At 28.3% G+C, this 18,442-nt stretch carries 16 protein-coding genes; all 16 read left to right on the plus strand.

The genetic code is table 11. The features are described from left to right. The first annotated feature begins 7 nt into the window (after positions 1 to 7). The 16 genes from BQ5344_RS03330 to BQ5344_RS03405 all read left to right on the plus strand — a co-directional run bounded on the left by BQ5344_RS03330 (position 8) and on the right by BQ5344_RS03405 (position 18,423). On the plus strand, positions 8 to 1,594 hold the full coding sequence (locus BQ5344_RS03330) for a peptide ABC transporter substrate-binding protein (protein WP_071124146.1): 1,587 nt from the start codon (positions 8 to 10) through the stop codon (positions 1,592 to 1,594). Positions 1,595 to 2,023: 429 nt separating this feature from the next. Next, positions 2,024 to 2,587, plus strand: a complete 564-nt coding sequence (locus BQ5344_RS03335; protein WP_071124147.1) for a D-glycero-alpha-D-manno-heptose-1,7-bisphosphate 7-phosphatase — start codon at positions 2,024 to 2,026, stop codon at positions 2,585 to 2,587. Between the two features lie 549 nt (positions 2,588 to 3,136). Then, positions 3,137 to 4,732, plus strand: coding sequence for a phosphoenolpyruvate carboxykinase (ATP) (pckA, locus tag BQ5344_RS03340; protein WP_071124148.1), 1,596 nt, complete (start codon positions 3,137 to 3,139; stop codon positions 4,730 to 4,732). Positions 4,733 to 4,768: 36 nt separating this feature from the next. After that, a complete protein-coding gene (locus BQ5344_RS03345) occupies positions 4,769 to 6,181 on the plus strand; it encodes an oxaloacetate decarboxylase subunit alpha (protein WP_036071537.1) in 1,413 nt (470 codons plus the stop codon). A 122-nt stretch (positions 6,182 to 6,303) separates the two neighbouring features. Continuing rightward, on the plus strand, positions 6,304 to 6,570 hold the full coding sequence (locus tag BQ5344_RS03350) for a hypothetical protein (RefSeq protein ID WP_021769855.1): 267 nt from the start codon (positions 6,304 to 6,306) through the stop codon (positions 6,568 to 6,570). A gap of 159 nt (positions 6,571 to 6,729) precedes the next feature. Next, positions 6,730 to 7,095 (plus strand): OadG family protein, encoded by a 366-nt coding sequence (locus BQ5344_RS03355; protein WP_071124149.1) that lies wholly within the window; start codon positions 6,730 to 6,732, stop codon positions 7,093 to 7,095. Positions 7,096 to 7,123: 28 nt separating this feature from the next. After that, a complete protein-coding gene (locus tag BQ5344_RS03360) occupies positions 7,124 to 7,510 on the plus strand; it encodes a biotin/lipoyl-containing protein (protein ID WP_071124150.1) in 387 nt (128 codons plus the stop codon). Positions 7,511 to 7,644: 134 nt separating this feature from the next. After that, on the plus strand, positions 7,645 to 8,763 hold the full coding sequence (locus BQ5344_RS03365; RefSeq protein WP_083378179.1) for a sodium ion-translocating decarboxylase subunit beta: 1,119 nt from the start codon (positions 7,645 to 7,647) through the stop codon (positions 8,761 to 8,763). A gap of 359 nt (positions 8,764 to 9,122) precedes the next feature. Then, positions 9,123 to 10,139, plus strand: coding sequence for a glycosyltransferase family 9 protein (locus BQ5344_RS03370; protein ID WP_071124151.1), 1,017 nt, complete (start codon positions 9,123 to 9,125; stop codon positions 10,137 to 10,139). A gap of 30 nt (positions 10,140 to 10,169) precedes the next feature. Then, positions 10,170 to 11,459, plus strand: a complete 1,290-nt coding sequence (locus BQ5344_RS03375; RefSeq protein ID WP_021769850.1) for an O-antigen ligase family protein — start codon at positions 10,170 to 10,172, stop codon at positions 11,457 to 11,459. A 16-nt stretch (positions 11,460 to 11,475) separates the two neighbouring features. After that, complete coding sequence (locus tag BQ5344_RS03380; RefSeq protein WP_071124152.1) at positions 11,476 to 12,486, plus strand: capsular polysaccharide synthesis protein; 1,011 nt, start codon at positions 11,476 to 11,478, stop codon at positions 12,484 to 12,486. A 143-nt stretch (positions 12,487 to 12,629) separates the two neighbouring features. Then, the gene (locus tag BQ5344_RS03385) at positions 12,630 to 13,766 is read left to right on the plus strand and encodes a glycosyltransferase (RefSeq protein WP_071124153.1); all 1,137 of its coding nucleotides are present in this window, start codon (positions 12,630 to 12,632) and stop codon (positions 13,764 to 13,766) included. A gap of 94 nt (positions 13,767 to 13,860) precedes the next feature. Beyond that, entirely contained in the window at positions 13,861 to 14,961 is a 1,101-nt protein-coding gene (locus BQ5344_RS03390) for a glycosyltransferase family 9 protein (protein ID WP_071124154.1), read from the plus strand. 72 nt (positions 14,962 to 15,033) lie between these two features. Next, entirely contained in the window at positions 15,034 to 16,128 is a 1,095-nt protein-coding gene (locus tag BQ5344_RS03395) for a glycosyltransferase family 9 protein (RefSeq protein ID WP_071124155.1), read from the plus strand. Positions 16,129 to 16,160: 32 nt separating this feature from the next. Further along, positions 16,161 to 17,717, plus strand: coding sequence for a glycosyltransferase family 2 protein (locus BQ5344_RS03400; protein WP_071124156.1), 1,557 nt, complete (start codon positions 16,161 to 16,163; stop codon positions 17,715 to 17,717). Then, entirely contained in the window at positions 17,689 to 18,423 is a 735-nt protein-coding gene (locus BQ5344_RS03405) for a glycosyltransferase (protein ID WP_071124157.1), read from the plus strand. Before BQ5344_RS03400 ends, BQ5344_RS03405 begins: the two co-directional genes overlap by 29 nt. Positions 18,424 to 18,442 lie beyond the last annotated feature (19 nt).

Raw genomic sequence — 18,442 nt, forward strand, 5'->3', positions numbered from 1 at the left:
TATATTAATGAAAAAACTGCTTTTAATATTAACGTTACTAATGTTTGCACTTTCATGTGGAAATAAAAATGGAGGTAATGGCAGCACATTTACATTAAATATTGTTACAGAACCAACTTCAATTGATCCACAAATAACTACAGATGTTCCAGGTGGAACTGTTGATGAATTGATTTTGGAAGGACTTTTGAGAAAAGATAAAACTGGAAAATCAGTAGCTGGAATTGCTGAAAAATGGGAAAAATCAGAAGATGGTCTTGTATGGACATTTCATTTAAGAGATGGAGTAAAATGGAGCAATGGAGATCCTGTTACTGCAAATGACTTTAGAGCAGGATGGCTTCGTGGGTTAAATCCTGACACAGCAGCGGGTAACGCAAGTATGCTATTCGTAATAAAAAATGGAGAAAACTATAATTCTAAAAAAGTTTCAGAAAATGAAGTTGGAATAAAAGTTATTGACAATAAGACTTTACAAGTAACTTTGGAAGCACCTACTCCATATTTTGATGATTTAGTTACATTTAAATCATTTATGCCGTTAAATCAAAAATACTATGCTGAAGTAAAAGATAAATACTTTACAGAAGCTGAATTTACGATTTCAAACGGTCCTTATACATTAGAAAGCTGGACTCATGATTCAGAACTAAAATTTAAGAAAAATCCTAATTACTGGGATGCTAAAAATGTAAATACAGATAATGTTGTATTAAAAATAATAGCTACAGATTCAGCTGTTAATGCCTTTAAAAATAAAGAAGTTGACGTAACAGCAGTTACATTTGAACAAGCAAAAGAATTTGCTGGAAAAAAAGAACTTGTAAAAGCAGATGATGGTGGAATTTACTATTTGTTATTCAACACAGGAGAAAATGTATTTAAAAACGCAAAAGTAAGACGAGCATTAACTATGGCGATAAACAGAGAAGAGCTTATCAATAAAGTCCTTGAAGGTTCTGAAAAAATTACTAAAGCATTTACTCCAAGTGGAATTGGATTAAATGGACTTGAAAAAGATTTCGCTTCTGAAGTTACAACTGACCAACCTAAATTTAATGCAGAAGAAGCTAAAAAATTATTGGCAGAAGGACTTAGAGAAGAAGGATTATCAGAACTTCCAAGATTTGAAATTTTATTTAACGACACAGGAAGCAGAAAAGCTATTGCTGAATATATTCAAGAAAACTTGAGAAATAACTTAGGTGCAAATGTTGAATTAGACGTTGTAACTGGTAAAGAACGTATTGAAAGAACTAAAAAACGTGATTACCAGATTGCACTTATGAACTGGACTGGAGATTTCCTAGATCCAATTACATATTTAGATTTATTTGAGAGCAAAAACGCAAATAATCGTGGAGATTTCAAAAATGCAAGATATGATGAACTAACAAAAATTGTAAAAGGCTCTGCTGATCCAAAAGTAAGAGTTCCAGCAATGTTGGAAATGGAAAAACTTATCTCTGAAGAGCAGCCAGTTACAATCTTGTTCCAAAAACAAAAACTTTACTTAGTAAATCCAAAAGTTAAAAATCTAGGATTTGTATCAATTGGTGGAGAGTTCTTTATAAGAGATGTTGTAATGAATTAACTTAATGTAAGGGTATCACATGCCATGCCTTTATAATTTTGATTGAGTAATTATTTTAATTAAATTAATACTAAACCTCGTTTAAAAATGAAAATAAATTTTTATAATAGGGGGGTTCAACAGCTAATTCATAATCATTCAACTTTTTTATTTTCGTAGGATTGCTCATTGTCGCAAATCCTACAACCTATGACCAGTCTACGACATTTTTCTGTACTGACAAAAAACTCGCTATGCTCAAACAGTTTTGCCAGCACAGAAAAATTCTCCGACGGGTTATTTATACTAGAATTTGATTTAAAAATTTAATCATTTAAAAATATTAGATTTATACCCTTTATTAGAAAAATTTGTAATAAATTCGTTATTTAAATAGAGGTTAATATAAAGTAAATTAGTGAATATTTTAATAAAAAGGAATATAATTTTATGAAAAATAAATTTATCCTGCTGGATAGAGATGGTGTAATAAATGTAGAGAAATCATATTTATATAAAATCGAAGATTTTGAATACGAAAAAAATGTAATTAAAGGACTTCATGAATTACGTGATTTAGGGTATAAATTTGCGATTATAACAAATCAATCTGGAATTGCGAGAGGATATTACACAGAAGAAGACTATTTAAAATTACAGGATTTTATTGAAAAAGATTTGTTAAAACATGGGATAAAGATTGAAAAATCATATTTTTGCCCACACCATCCAAATGGAACTGGAAAATATGGTATTGAATGTAATTGCCGAAAGCCGAATACTGGTAATTTTGAACTGGCGATAAATGAATTTAATATTGATACTAAAAATTCCTTTATGATAGGCGATAGGCCAACTGATTTGATTCCAGCAGAAAAATTGGGGATTACTCCCGTTTTAATAAAAACAGGCTATGGACTGAAAAGCCTTGAAAAATTGAGAAATACTAATTTACATTCAATTGTTGTAGATGATATTCTAGATTTTGCAGAAATTTTAAAGAATAAAAAATAAACAAAAAAGGACATTGATTAAACACATTGTCCTTTTTTCTTAAAAAAATTTTTATATAATATCTTTATAATAAATTTAATCTTTCATAGAATAATCTTTTAATTAAAAGTTTATAAAAATCATTGACTTTTGGAAAAAATATGGGATAATATTAATGTAGGGAGAAAATAATGTTGAATATAAATATAAACAATTATATAGTAGATATGGATCTTAAAAGTGCTGTTAAATAGTCTTTTAAAATACATTTTAAAAAAATGTTCACTATAAAATTGTATTTTTTTGATACAGACTCACAATAAAACATAATTTTTTTAAAGTAAATTATTGAAACTCTTTTAACTTAATTTTTAAAAGAACATTATTACAAATTTAACATTACCCAAAAAATTCAAAATCAAAATATTTAAAATTAAAGTTTTAAAAATTAATATTGTTTTGTCTTTCCCTACTATAGTGTAGGGATTTTTCTTATCTAAAATTACAAAAAACTAATTAATGAAAATATATAAATATTATTAAAATTTTCAAACATGTGGAGGAAGTATTATGAAAAAAGTGACAAAAGACTTGGAAAAACTAGGAATTGTAAATGTGGCAAAAATTTACAGAAACTTGACACCGTCTGAATTGATTGAACATGCCTTAAAAAGAGCGGAAGGAACCTTATCGGATACAGGTGCTTTAGTTGTAACAACAGGGAAATATACAGGGCGTTCACCTAAAGACAAATATATTGTTGATACCGCTGGTATTCATAATAAAATTGCCTGGGGAAATGTAAATAAACCTATTGAAAAAGAAAAATTTGATTCTATTTATAATAAATTAATTGCATATTTACAAAATCGTGAAATTTTCATATTTGATGGAATGGCAGGAGCAGATCCAACTTGCAGACGAAAATTTAGAATAATAAATGAACGAGCAAGCCAAAACTTGTTTATCCATCAATTGTTAATACGTCCAACAGAAGAAGAATTAAACGATTATGGACATGCTGACTTTACAATAATTGCAGCACCTGGTTTTAAATGCAATGCTAAAATTGATGGGATAAATTCGTCTGCTGCAATAATTATTGATTACGAAGCAAGAGTCGGTATTATTTGTGGAACAGAATATTCAGGAGAAATTAAAAAAAGTGTATTTTCAATAATGAATTTTATAATGCCTGAAATTGATGTGCTTCCTATGCACTGTTCTGCCAATATGGATCCACGAACTGGTCAAACTGCTGTATTTTTTGGACTTTCAGGAACAGGGAAAACTACTCTTTCAACAGATCCTAATCGTAAGTTAATTGGTGATGATGAACACGGATGGTCTGATCATAGTATTTTCAACTTTGAAGGAGGATGCTATGCAAAATGTATAAATCTTGATCCAGAGCACGAACCTGATATTTATAATGCAATAAAATTCGGAAGTCTTGTGGAAAATGTTGTAATGAATCCTAAAACACGTGAATTTGACTTTTATGATAAAAGTTTGACAGAAAATACAAGGGTTGGTTACCCAATTAATCATATAAAAAATGCACAAATTCCAGGAATTGGTGGAATTCCTAGTGTTGTAATATTTCTGACGGCAGATGCATTCGGAGTTTTACCTCCTATTTCCAGACTGTCAAAAGATGCTGCAATCTACCACTTTGTAACAGGATTTACATCTAAACTGGCTGGAACAGAACGTGGAATTACAGAGCCACAACCTACATTCTCAACTTGCTTTGGAGAACCATTTATGCCTTTAGATCCATTAGTTTATGCAGAAATGCTAGGTAAAAAAATAGAACTTCACAACACAAGGGTATTTTTGATAAATACAGGATGGTCTGGTGGTCCTTACGGTGTCGGAAACCGTATGAACTTAAAATACACACGAGCGATGGTTACTGCTGCATTGAACGGTGAATTAGACGAAGTAGAATACAGACATGATGAGATTTTCAATGTGGAAATTCCACAATATTGTCCAAATGTTCCAAGTGAATTGTTAAACCCTATAGACACTTGGGCAAATAAGGAAGCATATGGTGCAGCAGCAAGAAAACTAGCTAAAATGTTTAGAGAAAATTTTGCCACAAAATATCCAAATATGCCAGAACATATTGTAAATGCAGGACCATTATTTTTTGAATAGCAATTTTTAAATGTTTACTAAACAATGGAGGAATTTATGGGGAAAGTAAAAATAACGGAAACATCACTAAGAGACGGACATCAGTCACTTATGGCAACAAGAATGACTACTGCCGAAATGCTTCCAATAATAGAAACTATGGATAAAATCGGATATCATGCAATGGAAGTCTGGGGTGGTGCAACGTACGATGCGGCAATCAGATTTTTACATGAAGATCCTTGGGAAAGATTGAGAGAAATTAGGAAAAGAGCTAAAAATACAAAATTACAAATGTTATTAAGAGGACAGAATGTACTGGGATATAGACATTATGCAGATGATATTGTAGATAGATTTGTTGAACTTTCGATAAAAAATGGAATTGATATTATTAGGACATTTGATGCTTTAAATGATACAAGAAATATTAGAAAAGCTTCGGAAAGTACAAAAAAATACGGTGGACATAGCCAACTTGCAATTTGTTACACAATAAGTCCTGTTCATACGATAGAATATTATAAAAAATTAGCACTTGAAATGCAGAGTATGGGTGCAGATTCTATTGCAATAAAGGATATGTCAGGAATTTTATTACCAAATGTGGCTTCTATTCTAGTAACCGAATTAAAGAGCGTTTTAAATATTCCACTTGAATTGCATACACATTCTACAGCAGGACTTGCAGAAATGAGCATAATTGAAGCTATTGATGCAGGAGTAGATATTGTGGATACTGCTATTTCTCCATTTGGCGGAGGAACTTCACAGCCATGTACAGAACCACTTGTAAGGACTTTGCAAGGAACAGAATATGACACTGAACTGAATTTAGAACTTTTGAAAGAAGTAGCTGAATATTTTAAACCAATAAGAAAAAAATACATTGATAACGGAACATTAAATCCAAAGGCTTTGGGAGTTGAGCCAAATATTGTAGAATATCAATTACCAGGAGGAATGCTTTCAAACTTATTGTCGCAACTAAAATCTCAAGGGGCGGAAGATAAATATGAAGATGTTCTCCGTGAAATTCCAAAAGTTCGAAAGGATTTAGGTTACCCACCACTTGTAACTCCAATGAGCCAAATGGTTGGAACACAATCTGTTATGAATATTTTAACTGGAAAAAAATATCATATGATTCCTAAGGAAATAAAAGATTATGTGAAAGGAATGTATGGAAAATCACCTGTCCCAATTGATGAAAACATTAAAAAAACTATAGTTGGAGATGAAGAGGTATTTACTGGACGACCTGCTGATTTACTAAAGGATGAATATGATACGATGAAATCTGAAATTGGAGATTTGGCGAAATCTGATGAAGATGTATTGACTTATGCGTGTTTTCCACAAATTGCCAAAGGTTATTTAAAAGAAAAATATTCTGAAAAAAAAGATAAAGAGACTAGAATAGATAATAAAGAGGAGGTGAAAATTCAAAATATTAATGTAATTTTTTAAGACATTTTGGGGTACAGTAAATTTTTTGTTAGTTGTTTATTGAGATAGCAAAAACTAAAGTATTGGTTTAGGCTATGTAGCTCAAATCTGGTGTTTGAGCCGTTATAAAGAGAGGTGAAACGATGAATTTAGATATAGATTATTTCAAAAATAAATTAAAGGAAATATCAGAATGGTACGAAAATACCAGATGGAACAAAAAAGCTTTACTTGAAAAAATATCAGAACTGGACATAGAAATTAATAAGACACGTGATGAAGAACATTTAATAGACTGGGATAAATTAACACATATAGAGGAAAAAATCATATCTGATATGGTTCATTTAAGAAACAAGATGAAAATTTCCCACAAGGAAAGATTTGACAGTTATTATAAAATAAAATGAATAATGCTCAAACTCTGTAAAATTTAACTTATAAATTCATACAGCTCAGAGTTTGAGTAAAATATTTAAAACTTTTACATTTGATTTTAGAATAATTTTATTAAAAATTTAGAAAAATTGTAAAATTAATTTTAAAAATTTGAAAGGAAAAATTAAAATATGAAAAGTATTTTATTTGGAAATTCAGCTGTGTCAATTGGGGATGCCATTTACATTACCATTATAAGTATGAGTATTGTTTTTTTTATATTATTTTTGATTTCATTTGTATTATCATTTTTTAAATATTTTTCAAATTCTGAAGAATTGAAACAGGATATTATAAATAAAAAAAGAAATGATAATCAAATTGTACAAAACTCAAAGAAATCTGATTTAAAAACCATTGATAATGAAAAAAAATTTAGTATGGAAAAAATAAAGGACGAAACTATGATGGCAGCGATGATGGCAGCTCTAATTGAAGCGGCTGGAGATAATGAAAACTGCTACATAAGAGTAAAAAATATAAGAGAGATCAAGTAAACTTTAATAAATGAGGAGTATGACAAATATGATTAAATTGTACAAAATTAGAATTGGAGAAAAAGTTTATGAAGTAGAAGTTGAAGCTGTTTCAGAAAAAGAAGGCTCTATTAATACTTCAAACAACATAAATAATGAACCAAGAGAAAAAAAAATCGAAGATAATTCACCTCTAAATGAAGTTAGTAATTCCATTGAAAACGGTGAAATGATAAATGCACCTATGCAGGGTCTTATTGTTGATGTAAAAGTAGAAACTGGACAAAAGGTAAAAGCTGGAGATGAAGTCGTGATACTAGAAGCTATGAAAATGGAAAATCCTATTGTTGCACCAAAAGACGGAACTATTCTTGAAATTAAAGTATCAAAAGGAAGTACTGTAAACACTGGCGATACTTTAGTAATATTATCATAAAAATATTTTTAAAATTTATTCTTTGATATACTCAATAAAAATCAATTTTATAGTATATCTATCTATCTTAAAATTAGACATAGAAATGTGATACCGTATCACTATAAAACCTTATGGAAAGGAATGGTTTTGAAATGGAACTACTAAAAATTCTTTACGGAACAACAGGATTATCAATGATAACTGTAAAACAGATTATTATGATAATAATAGCTTTAAGTTTATTATATCTAGCAATAAAAAAGCAATATGAACCATATTTACTACTTCCAATTTCTTTTGGAATGCTATTGGCAAACCTGCCTGCTGTAGCAAATGAGGGACTTATGGAAAAAGGCGGACTTTTGTACTATCTTTATCAAGGAGTAAAATTAGGTATTTATCCACCGTTGATATTTTTAGCAATTGGAGCAAGTACAGACTTTGGACCACTTATTGCAAATCCAAAAAGTTTATTACTAGGAGCTGCTGCACAATTTGGAATTTTTGTAACATTTATAGGAGCAATTTTACTTGGATTTACAGGAAAAGAAGCTGGCTCAATTGGAATTATCGGTGGAGCTGACGGACCAACCGCAATTTATACCACAACCAAATTAGCCCCACATTTACTAGGTTCAATTGCTATTGCAGCCTATTCCTACATGGCTTTGGTTCCTGTTATTCAGCCACCAATTATAAAACTTTTGACAACAAAAAAAGAAAGAATGGTAGAAATGACACAACTAAGATTTGTAAGCCAACGTGAAAAAATTATTTTCCCAATAGCAGTAACAATTATCGTGATTCTTTTAGTTCCATCATCAGCACCGTTAATTGGAATGTTAATGCTTGGAAATCTTATAAAAGAAGCTGGAATTGTCTCAAATTTAGTTGAACACGTACGAGGGGCACTGCTTTACTGTATTACTATTGTATTAGGAATGACAGTTGGAGCAACAGCCAATGCAGAAACTTTTTTAAGTTTTAAGACAATAAATATTATTATTTTAGGGTTAATCGCATTTTCGTTTGGAACAGTTGGTGGTGTAATATTTGGAAAAATAATGTATAAACTCTCAAACGGAAAAGTAAATCCAATGATTGGATCAGCAGGAGTTTCTGCAGTACCAATGGCAGCAAGAGTTGTACAAAAACTCGGACAAGAAGAAAATCCCAAAAATTTTCTGTTAATGCACGCCATGGGACCAAATATCGCTGGAGTAATTGGATCAGCAGTTGCTGCAGGAGTTCTTTTAATCATATTCAAATAAAAAATTATTACTCTCATTTATTAGTATAATTAGAATAACTAAAAATTATTTAATTATATTTAATGAGAGTTTTTTATTTTTATTTAATTTTTATATATCTTTTTTAAATAAAGTTTTTCCCATAATAAATAAACGATAAAAAACATATTTTTTTAAAAATTATGATATAAAATTATTTAAAATATGATATAATAACTCTGTATATAGAAATTCAAAAATTATAACTATTCTTACTCAAATCTTAAATATATTGATTCGTTGACAATCTATCTTTTGAGAATTTGAGTAATTTGTGTATAAAAAATCCTTTCTTATGAGGAGTTTTGTAAATAAATTGGTACTTATAAAAGGGAGAATAAATGAAAATATTGATAATACATACTGCATTTATAGGGGACATTGTACTATCGACACCTTTGATACAAAGATTAAAGGACATGTATCCTGAATCAGAAATTGATTATTTAACATTGCCGACAAATCAGAGCGTGCTAAGCAATAATCCTAACTTACACGAAATCTTGCTTTATGATAAAAAGGGAAAAGATAAAGGAATAAAAGGTTTTTTGAGAGTATTAAAAATATTGAAACAAAAAAAATATGATTATGCTGTGATACCACATAGATTTATAAAATCTATATTGCTTGCAAAATTAGCAAAAATTCCCGATATTGTTGGATTTGATGTAGCAACAGGCTCATTTCTTCTAAATAAGAAGGTTCATTATGATATGAAAAAACATGAAGTGGAAAGATTGCTTGATTTGGTTGAATACAAAGGGGAAAAAATTCCAATTAGAATTTATCCTTCAAAAGAAAATTTTGTTAAAATTGATAAAATTTTGAAAAATCATGGATATTTTGAAAATCAAGAACAAAAATTAATATTAATTGCACCAGGAAGTCAAAGACCTGAAAAAATATGGCCGATAGAAAAATATCGTGAAGTTATTGAAAAATTGAAAAAAAATAAAAATTATTTTATTGGGATAACTGGATCAAAATCTGAAAAAGAGTTGCTTTTAGATTTTCCAAACGATAAAAATGTTATTGATTTTCGTGGCGAAATTAATCTTGTGGAATTTGGAGCATTGATTTCAAAAGCTGATATTGTTGTAGGAAATGACAGCTCTCCAGTTCATATTGCCAGCGGATTTGAAAAGCCATTTGTAATTGGGATTTTTGGACCAGGAAAACGAGCTTTAGGATTTTTTCCTTGGACTGAAAAAAGCAATGTTATTGAAGACAATGAATTTTATGAAAATAATATTGTAATAATTCCTAAAAATCAGCATAAATATAAAAAAGACTATTATAAAGGGATTCCTTTAATTAGTGTAGATAGAGTTTATAATGAAATTATAAAACGAATTTAAAAAATATAAAAAGGATGAAAATAATTAAATATGAAAAATAAATTTAACGTAACTATAAATATAATAGGATATATCTTGAGTTTATTAGTTGGAATATCTCTGTTTTTATCAGAAAAATTTGAAAATAATGTTTTAATTCCTTCGTTGCTAGTAGTATTTATTATTAGTATGTTTCTAAAAGAAAATAGAAAAAAACTTTTGGAAAATATAGATATAAAATTTTCAATAATATTATTATTATTTGTGTTCATGCCATTTGTAATAGCACATTTTGATGGTGGAATCAACACTCGATTGGATAATTATATTTTAAGATTTTTATTATTTTTTCCATTTGCTTATTTTTTAAGCAGCACCAAAAAAGTTTTGAATCTTTTGAAGGCATGTTTATTTGGTGGAACAATAATTTCAATTTTAGCTACCATTAATTTTATAAAAAACTATGATGAATGGGCTCACCCAGTAGGATTTTCTTATCCAAGAGTTACTGCTATTTTAACTGTTCAGGATTTTGCTAACATTATGTGTTTGGTACTTTTATTTTTGCTTTCATTCTTATTTTTTTATAAAAACAATGATAATAAGAAGAATATAATAATTAAAATTTCCCTAGGTATTTTATCAGTACTGTTGCTATTTTTGGTTATTGTAAATAGATCTAAAATGGTTTATATTTGCCTAATACCAACAATTTTTTACATTTTGTACAAAATAAGAAAAAGATATATTTTAATAGGAATTTTAATATGTTTTGGAGGTTATTTTGTATTACCAAGTTCAATCTCAAACAGATTACAATACATAGTAAACTATAAAAATGATCCATCCAGTAATTTAAGAGTCATTTTTTGGAAGACTGGAGCAGAAGCATTTAAGCAAAAACCCATATTTGGCTGGCAAGCAGAAGATAGAAAAGTATTTAACCTTGAATATTATGAAAAAATAGGTGTTAAAGATTATGTGTATAAAAATTTTCTTGATAATTTAAGTGAATGGGAAATTTATTATGTTCATACCCATAGTACATATTTACAATTCATTTTAGATTTTGGAATTATAGGATTTACTTTTTTAGTAATCTTCTTTATAAGTATACTTATAAAAGCAATCGGCATAAGTTTTTCAAAAGATAGTGAAAATTACGATTCTAGACTAATTGCACTTGAAATTGGAACAAAAACTGCCTTAGCAGCTTGGGCAATACAAGGAATTACTGATATTAACCTGAATAACAAATATATGGTTATTACTGCAGCGATATTGATATTTGTACTAAATCATTTATGGATGAAAAAAATAAGACTAGAAAAAGATATTTAGAAAAGGAAAATAGAAGATGAATAATTATAAATTTAATATTTCAAAACTTGATAGACTTAACAAAAAATTAAGGCAAAAACCATATAAATATATATACAAGGAAATAATGCCAAAAAAATTATTTAATAAAATCCAAAACAGAGTTTACTTTATAACTCAAAAAATGGTTGGAGAAGACTGGAATGAGCTTTTAAATGAATATTTTACAAAAGGTATCAAAGCAGAGCAAATTAAGCCTAAAAAATCATTTGAGAATGAAAAAATTATATGGCAGTTCTGGGGACAAGGATGGGATTTTGAAAAATTGCCTGATGTAGTGAAGATAAGCTATAAATCTGTACAAAAATATAAAAAGGACTACACAGTAATACACTTGGATATGAATAATATAAACGATTATCTTGAAATACCAGAATATATTTTACAAAAGCTAGAAGCTAAAAAAATAAATTTTGCACATTTTACAGATATAATAAGACTGGCTTTACTAATTAACTATGGTGGTGTATGGATTGATGCGACAATTTTGCTTACAGACTATTTGCCGCAGGAATATTTTGAAATGGACTATTTTATGTTCCAAAGAGATGACAGCCTTAGTTTAGAAGAGAAAAAAGACTGGGAAGAATATGATGATTTTTATTTTTCGTGGAATGATGAAATGAAAGTCAGAGTATTAAATAGCGTAATTTTTGCAAAGAAAAATAATGAAGTGCTGAAGGTGTTACTAGATATGCTTCTAATCTTTTGGAAATATAACGATTTAGCTCCAAACTACTTTTTCTTTCAAGTGCTGTATACTGAGTTAATTGAAAATTATTACAAGGATAAAAAATGTAAAGTTGTTTCAGATACATTGACACACGAAATGATAAGGGTCTGGTTTGATAAATTTTCACAGCAAAAGCTGGATGAAATAACTAAAAGAATCAATATTCACAAACTTACATATAAAATTGACGCTGGAAAACGGGATACAGCAGGAAGTTTTCTAGAACATTTTAAAAAAATGTATGAAATAGACTAAAATAGCTGTATAAAGTGATTAAAATAATGTTTTTTACAATATTTCTTTTGAAAAATTTATAATAATATAAATTTTAAATTTTTAGAGTATTGTAGATTAATATAAAAAAGAAGATTTTTATAGTAATTAAGAATGGGGAAAAAATGAAAGTATTGGTATTGCACGGACATCTTAGTATGGGTGGCGAAGAAAGAGTTTTACTTAGCGTTTTAAAAAATCTGGTGGAACTGAATTACGATGTTGATTTACTTATAACTTGGAATCATGGGGAAAATAACTTATTTGAAAATGAAATTCCTGAAAAGGTAAATTATAAATTCTTATTTGATAACTATAATGGTAAAAATAAACTTATTAAAGAAATTTATCGAATAAGGGCAAAGGCAACTTATTTGAAAAAGGTCGAAAAAATAATAAAAGAAAAAAAATATGATATTGTTATAGATTATTCTTCAAATTTACTGAAATATAATAATCTTGATATAAAAGTGCCTGTATTTGCCTGGATTCATTTCTCACTTACTTTTGGAGAGAAACTAAGTGCAGACAAAATAGAAAAATATAGAAAACAATATAAAAAATATGATAAGATACTGGCAATCTGTGATACAATGAGAGATGAATTTGTAGAAATTTTAGGAATGGAAAAAAATAAAGTAGAACTTGTCTACAATCCAATAGATTTAGAAGCTATTCGTAAAAAAGCTGAAACTATTGATAAAAAGTATGAAAATTATTTAAAGCAGGACTATTTCTTGCAAGTTTCACGTCTGACAGAACAAAAGCAGCCTGAACATCTTGTTGACATTTATTATAAGTTAAAGCAGCAAGGCATAAAAGAAAAACTTTATTTCATTGGAAATGGCGAAAAAATCGAATTAATTAAACAAAAAATTAGAGAATATCATTTAGAAAATGATGTTGTATTATTGGGACAAATTGAAAATCCATATCCTTTTTTTAAAAACGCAAAATTATTTGTTCATACTGCAAAATATGAAGGTTTGCCAACTGTACTGCTGGAAAGCCTTACTTTGGGAACACCTGTTGTGGCGTATGACTGCCCTACAGGACCAAAGGATATATTGGGACAAAATAGTGAATATGGAAAATTGATTCCATTAAACGATAAAGATACATTCGTGAAAGAGGTTTACGAATTAATGAAAAATGATGAAAAATATGAAAATTATAGAAAAATATCATTAGTTAGAGCTGATGACTTTTCATTACAGAATAACAAAGCAAAATTACAAGCATTAATAGAAAATATTAAATAAAACTTTTAATATTCTACAATTTAAATGGCACAGTTAAAATGCTTTAAAAAATTAAAATTTAAGTGATTGATTCTAATATAAGGAAAGGTTATATATGGATATAGTAAACAGTATAAAATCTAAAATAATAATATGGCTGTTTGGTACGAAAAAAAAGTATAAAGATATTGATTTAAAGAATATAAATACGATATTACTTAATCCAAAGGATTCCATTGGAGATACTTTAATGTCTTTTTCTTATGCAAGGCAATTGAAAAAAATGTATCCTAATGCAAAATTAGGAATGGTAGTGACCGATAGGAATATGGAATTTACAAAATTATGCAATGAAAATGAAAAAATAATAGACAGGATTGTAAAACGTAAAGATGTAATTAAAAATCGTAAGAAGTGGGATCTGTTCTTGGATTTTTTGAGTAAGGAAAATACCAAGCGGATGATTTGGAAAAAGATGTTAAGTCCTAAAATTACAATGATTTTTGGAGAAAGTGACGAAGGACATTATTATAACAGAAAAAATGTAAAAAATTATGATTTTGACTGTACTCCGCCTGTTGAAACACATATTATAGATTATTTGATAAATTCTGAATTTTCTAAATATTTTGAAATAGAAAAACAAAAACCGCATATTAAACTTTTGGAAAAATATATTGTAAAAATGGAAAAATTTTGGAAATATGATTCTCAAAAAGTTGAAGATAATAATAAAAAAGTAAAAATTTTATTGGTACCGCAAGGAAGCGACAGAGAAATGAAGCCAGAAGAAATTGCTGAGCTATTAAATAATATTGAAAATGATAAAATAAAAAATGTGAAAATTATTATGGGTAAAACTGATGGAAGCAAAGAATATTATAAAAAACTAATCAGTTATATAAATAAAGATTTGGACATTTCCTTATCCAACAAATTTAACATTAAAGAATATGTTTTGTTTATGGCGACAGCTGACTTAGTAATCGGAGTCGATGGAGGGGCAGTTCACATAGCTTCTTCACTAAATAAACCTCTTTTGAGCTTTTACGCAAACAATAAATACAATTTATGCAGATGGTCTCCTAAAACAACGACTGATAGCCTACAAGTAATCTCAAAAACCAGTGGAAACCACAATCAGACATATAATTTTTCACTGTCTGAACCAATAAAATGGTTAAATAATAAAATAGAAGAAATATTAAAAAACTAACTATAACAAAGGATTATACGTTATCCTCAAACTAACGTAAATAAACGTATCAATACAAGGAATAATAATATAATGAAAAAAATAAACTGGAAATTTTATAGGCCTTATAGAGATAAACTGATTGATAAAAAAAATGAAATGTTAAGTCATATATTTGATAAAAACAAAAAAGATATCAATTTAGTGCCTGAAAAAATAAATCGAATTTTATTTTTAAGAACAGATGGAAAAATTGGTGATTATATAATAAGTTCGTTTATTTTTAGAGAATTTAAAAAGCAGTATCCTAATATAAAAATTGATGTTGTTGCTGATAAATCTTTGGAAAATTTGTTGAAATTAAGTAAAAATATAGACAAATATTACATTCTTGATAGAAAAAAAATGCACGAATGGAGAGATGTTGTAAAAATATTAAGAAAAAACAAATATGATGTTCTATTTGATTCAACAGAGGGACTTAAATATAAGCAAGTTTATCTTTTGAATAGGGTAAACGCAACTGTTAATGTCGGGTACAATAAGAATGGCTATAAAATATACAACAAAAACATAAAGCAAAACAATACTTTAAAAATGATAGAAATCTATAAACAAATGGTAAAAAGTATAAATATTGAGATAAAAAATACAAACTATGATATACCGATTTCTGAAGAATCTGAAAAAAATGTCGAAACCTTTTTAAAAGAAAATGATTCAAAGGAAAAATTAATTGCTTTAAACTTTTTTGGAGCTTCAAGAGGCAGAAAAATAAACGCTGAAAATGCTCTCATTATAATAAAAAGATTAACTGAAATGTACAAAGGGTATAAAATTATAATACTCGACTCTCCAAACGACAGAGAAACAATTTATAATATACTTGCAAGAACTGATAATAAAAATGTATTATTTTTTGAAAAATCAAAAACAATTCTTGACTCAATATCAATAATAAAAAAATGTGATTGGGTAGTTTCACTAGATACTTCAATTTTACATATTGCTGAAGGGCTAGATAAAAAAATAATGGCTTTTTACGGACCTAAAATCAATAAAAATAAATGGCGTATAAAAGAAGAAAATAATGTATTAATTGATTATCCTGAAAATCGAATTAATGATGTGAATTTTGAAAAACTGTTTGATGATTTATATAATCAGATTAGCTTGCCTGTTATTTAAAGAATAAAAAATACGAAATAGGAGAAATGCTGATGAAATTATCGGTAGGAATAATAACTTTTAATGAAGAAAATAGAATTGGAAAAACTCTAGATTCGGTAAGGGAAATAGCTGATGAAATAATAGTTGTTGATAGTGAAAGTACTGATAAAACCGTAGAAATTGCTCTTTCAAAAGGTGCGAAAGTATTTTCTGAAAAATGGAAAGGTTACGGATCTCAAAAAAATTCTGTACTTGAAAAATGTAAAGGCGAATGGATTTTGTTAATAGACGCTGATGAAGTAATTTCGCAACAATTAAAAGAAAAAATAAAATCTATTATAAATAGTGACAATCCATCAAATGAAGTTTACAAAATAAAATTACGAAACATTGCATTCAAGAAAGAAATAAGATTTGGAGGTTGGGATGATTATGTAATCAGGTTGTGGAAAAATGGTAAAGTTAAAATAAGTGATAGAGAAGTTCATGAACAGTACCAAACTGACAGTAAAGTAGGAAAAATACACGAAATGATAATACATTATACATACGACAGCATCGAAGAATTTTTGGAAAAATTGAACCGGTATACTTCACAAAGTGCAAAAGAATATATAAAAAAAGGAAAAAATCCAAGTTTTATAAAAATATATTCTAAAATGCTCTTTAGATTTATAAAGATGTATATTTTACAACTGGGCTTTCTAGATGGTTATGAAGGGTATTTACTCGCTAAATACAGTTCGATTTATACAATGACAAAATATACTAAATTACGCGAAGAATATTATAATCATTTAGGAAATGACACATCCCTTGTTATTACTACATACAACTGGCCAAAGGCTCTAGAAATGTGCCTAAACAGTGCATTAAACCAAACTGTTTCTCCGAAAGAAATAATCATTGCCGATGATGGTTCAAAACAGGAAACTATCGATTTGGTAAAAAGATTTCAGCAAAGCTATCCGAAAAATAATATTATTCATTCTTGGCAAGAAGATAGGGGATTCCGAGCTGGAATGTCAAGAAATAGAGCAATAAACAAGGCAACAGGAAATTATATAATAATAATAGATGGAGACTTGGTATTGAATAGACATTTTGTTGAAGATCATATAAAAAATATGCAAAAAGAATGCTTTATTCAAGGTTCAAGAGTTATAACTTCGCCAACTGTTGCAAAACAAATGATGGAAGGCAAAAAAATAAACCTTTTTACTAAAGGTCTAAAAAACAATATGAATATGGTGAGAAGCAAATTTCTTTCTAAAATTTTTACAAAGGTAGATAATAACTTACGAGGAATCCGTTCTTGCAATATGTCTTTCTTTAAAGAAGACTTAATTCGAGTAAATGGCTTTGAAGAAGAAATCGAAGGATGGGGAAGAGAGGATAGTGAACTTGCTGTAAGGCTATTTAATATAGGATGTAAAAAGAAAAAGCTAAAATTTGAGGCTTTGACTTGCCATTTATATCATAATGAAAATGATAGAAGTAGACTCAAAAAAAATGACGAATACTTGGCAAATGCAATAGAAAGTAAAAAAACGAAAGCTAAGAAAGGGCTTGATAGATATGAAGGAAGTAACGCTGGTAATAACTAGCTGCGGAAGATTCGACTTGCTGGAGGAAACACTTGATAGTTTTTTTGAATACAATACTTATCCAATCAAAAAAATTATAATAACTGAGGACAGCACAGAAGGTAAAAAGCTAGAAAAGCTAATTTCCAAATACAATAATAAAAATCAAAATTTTAAGTTAATAGTAAATGAAGCACGACTAGGACAGTTAAAGTCCATTGACAAAGCTTACCGTGAAATTGATACTGAATACATCTTTCACTGTGAAGATGACTGGAGATTCTTAAAAAAGGGATTTATTGAAAAATCAATCGATCTTTTGGAAGAAGATGAAAAAATTTTAGTTATAGGATTACGGGATAAAGCAGATTTCGCAAAGGATTTTTTCTATGATGAAGATTATATTTCAAAAACTGGTGAAACATATTACAATGTAAAAGGAGAAATTTTTACTTATAATCCAGCTTTGAGAAGAAAAAAAGATATGGATTTATTTGGACTACATGAAAAATTAGAAAACCAGAGATACGAAGAAGTTTTATCAAATTTTTATAAGGAGCATGGATTTAAGGCAATATTTTTTAAAGAGCCATATGTAACTCATATTGGAAATAAAAGACATGTCCATTTTAGTAAAAATAGAAAAAATACTGTACTTAGCTTTAAAATTGATAGGCTAATAAAAAAAATACGAGCTAAAATTTTGAAATTCAAAGGAAAAATTTAATCATTTTTCAACAAATATT

The sequence above is a fragment of the Leptotrichia massiliensis genome, from assembly GCF_900104625.1.
Lineage (GTDB): Bacteria > Fusobacteriota > Fusobacteriia > Fusobacteriales > Leptotrichiaceae > Leptotrichia > Leptotrichia massiliensis.

Excerpts from the sequence above, each read along its gene's own strand:
- BQ5344_RS03330 (WP_071124146.1), top strand. The coding sequence starts at position 8 with ATGAAAAAACTGCTTTTAATATTAACGTTACTAATGTTTGCACTTTCA.
- BQ5344_RS03335 (WP_071124147.1), top strand. The coding sequence starts at position 2,024 with ATGAAAAATAAATTTATCCTGCTGGATAGAGATGGTGTAATAAATGTA.
- pckA (WP_071124148.1), top strand. The coding sequence starts at position 3,137 with ATGAAAAAAGTGACAAAAGACTTGGAAAAACTAGGAATTGTAAATGTG.
- BQ5344_RS03345 (WP_036071537.1), top strand. The coding sequence starts at position 4,769 with ATGGGGAAAGTAAAAATAACGGAAACATCACTAAGAGACGGACATCAG.
- BQ5344_RS03350 (WP_021769855.1), top strand. The coding sequence starts at position 6,304 with ATGAATTTAGATATAGATTATTTCAAAAATAAATTAAAGGAAATATCA.
- BQ5344_RS03355 (WP_071124149.1), top strand. The coding sequence starts at position 6,730 with ATGAAAAGTATTTTATTTGGAAATTCAGCTGTGTCAATTGGGGATGCC.
- BQ5344_RS03360 (WP_071124150.1), top strand. The coding sequence starts at position 7,124 with ATGATTAAATTGTACAAAATTAGAATTGGAGAAAAAGTTTATGAAGTA.
- BQ5344_RS03365 (WP_083378179.1), top strand. The coding sequence starts at position 7,645 with ATGGAACTACTAAAAATTCTTTACGGAACAACAGGATTATCAATGATA.
- BQ5344_RS03370 (WP_071124151.1), top strand. The coding sequence starts at position 9,123 with ATGAAAATATTGATAATACATACTGCATTTATAGGGGACATTGTACTA.
- BQ5344_RS03375 (WP_021769850.1), top strand. The coding sequence starts at position 10,170 with ATGAAAAATAAATTTAACGTAACTATAAATATAATAGGATATATCTTG.
- BQ5344_RS03380 (WP_071124152.1), top strand. The coding sequence starts at position 11,476 with ATGAATAATTATAAATTTAATATTTCAAAACTTGATAGACTTAACAAA.
- BQ5344_RS03385 (WP_071124153.1), top strand. The coding sequence starts at position 12,630 with ATGAAAGTATTGGTATTGCACGGACATCTTAGTATGGGTGGCGAAGAA.
- BQ5344_RS03390 (WP_071124154.1), top strand. The coding sequence starts at position 13,861 with ATGGATATAGTAAACAGTATAAAATCTAAAATAATAATATGGCTGTTT.
- BQ5344_RS03395 (WP_071124155.1), top strand. The coding sequence starts at position 15,034 with ATGAAAAAAATAAACTGGAAATTTTATAGGCCTTATAGAGATAAACTG.
- BQ5344_RS03400 (WP_071124156.1), top strand. The coding sequence starts at position 16,161 with ATGAAATTATCGGTAGGAATAATAACTTTTAATGAAGAAAATAGAATT.
- BQ5344_RS03405 (WP_071124157.1), top strand. The coding sequence starts at position 17,689 with ATGAAGGAAGTAACGCTGGTAATAACTAGCTGCGGAAGATTCGACTTG.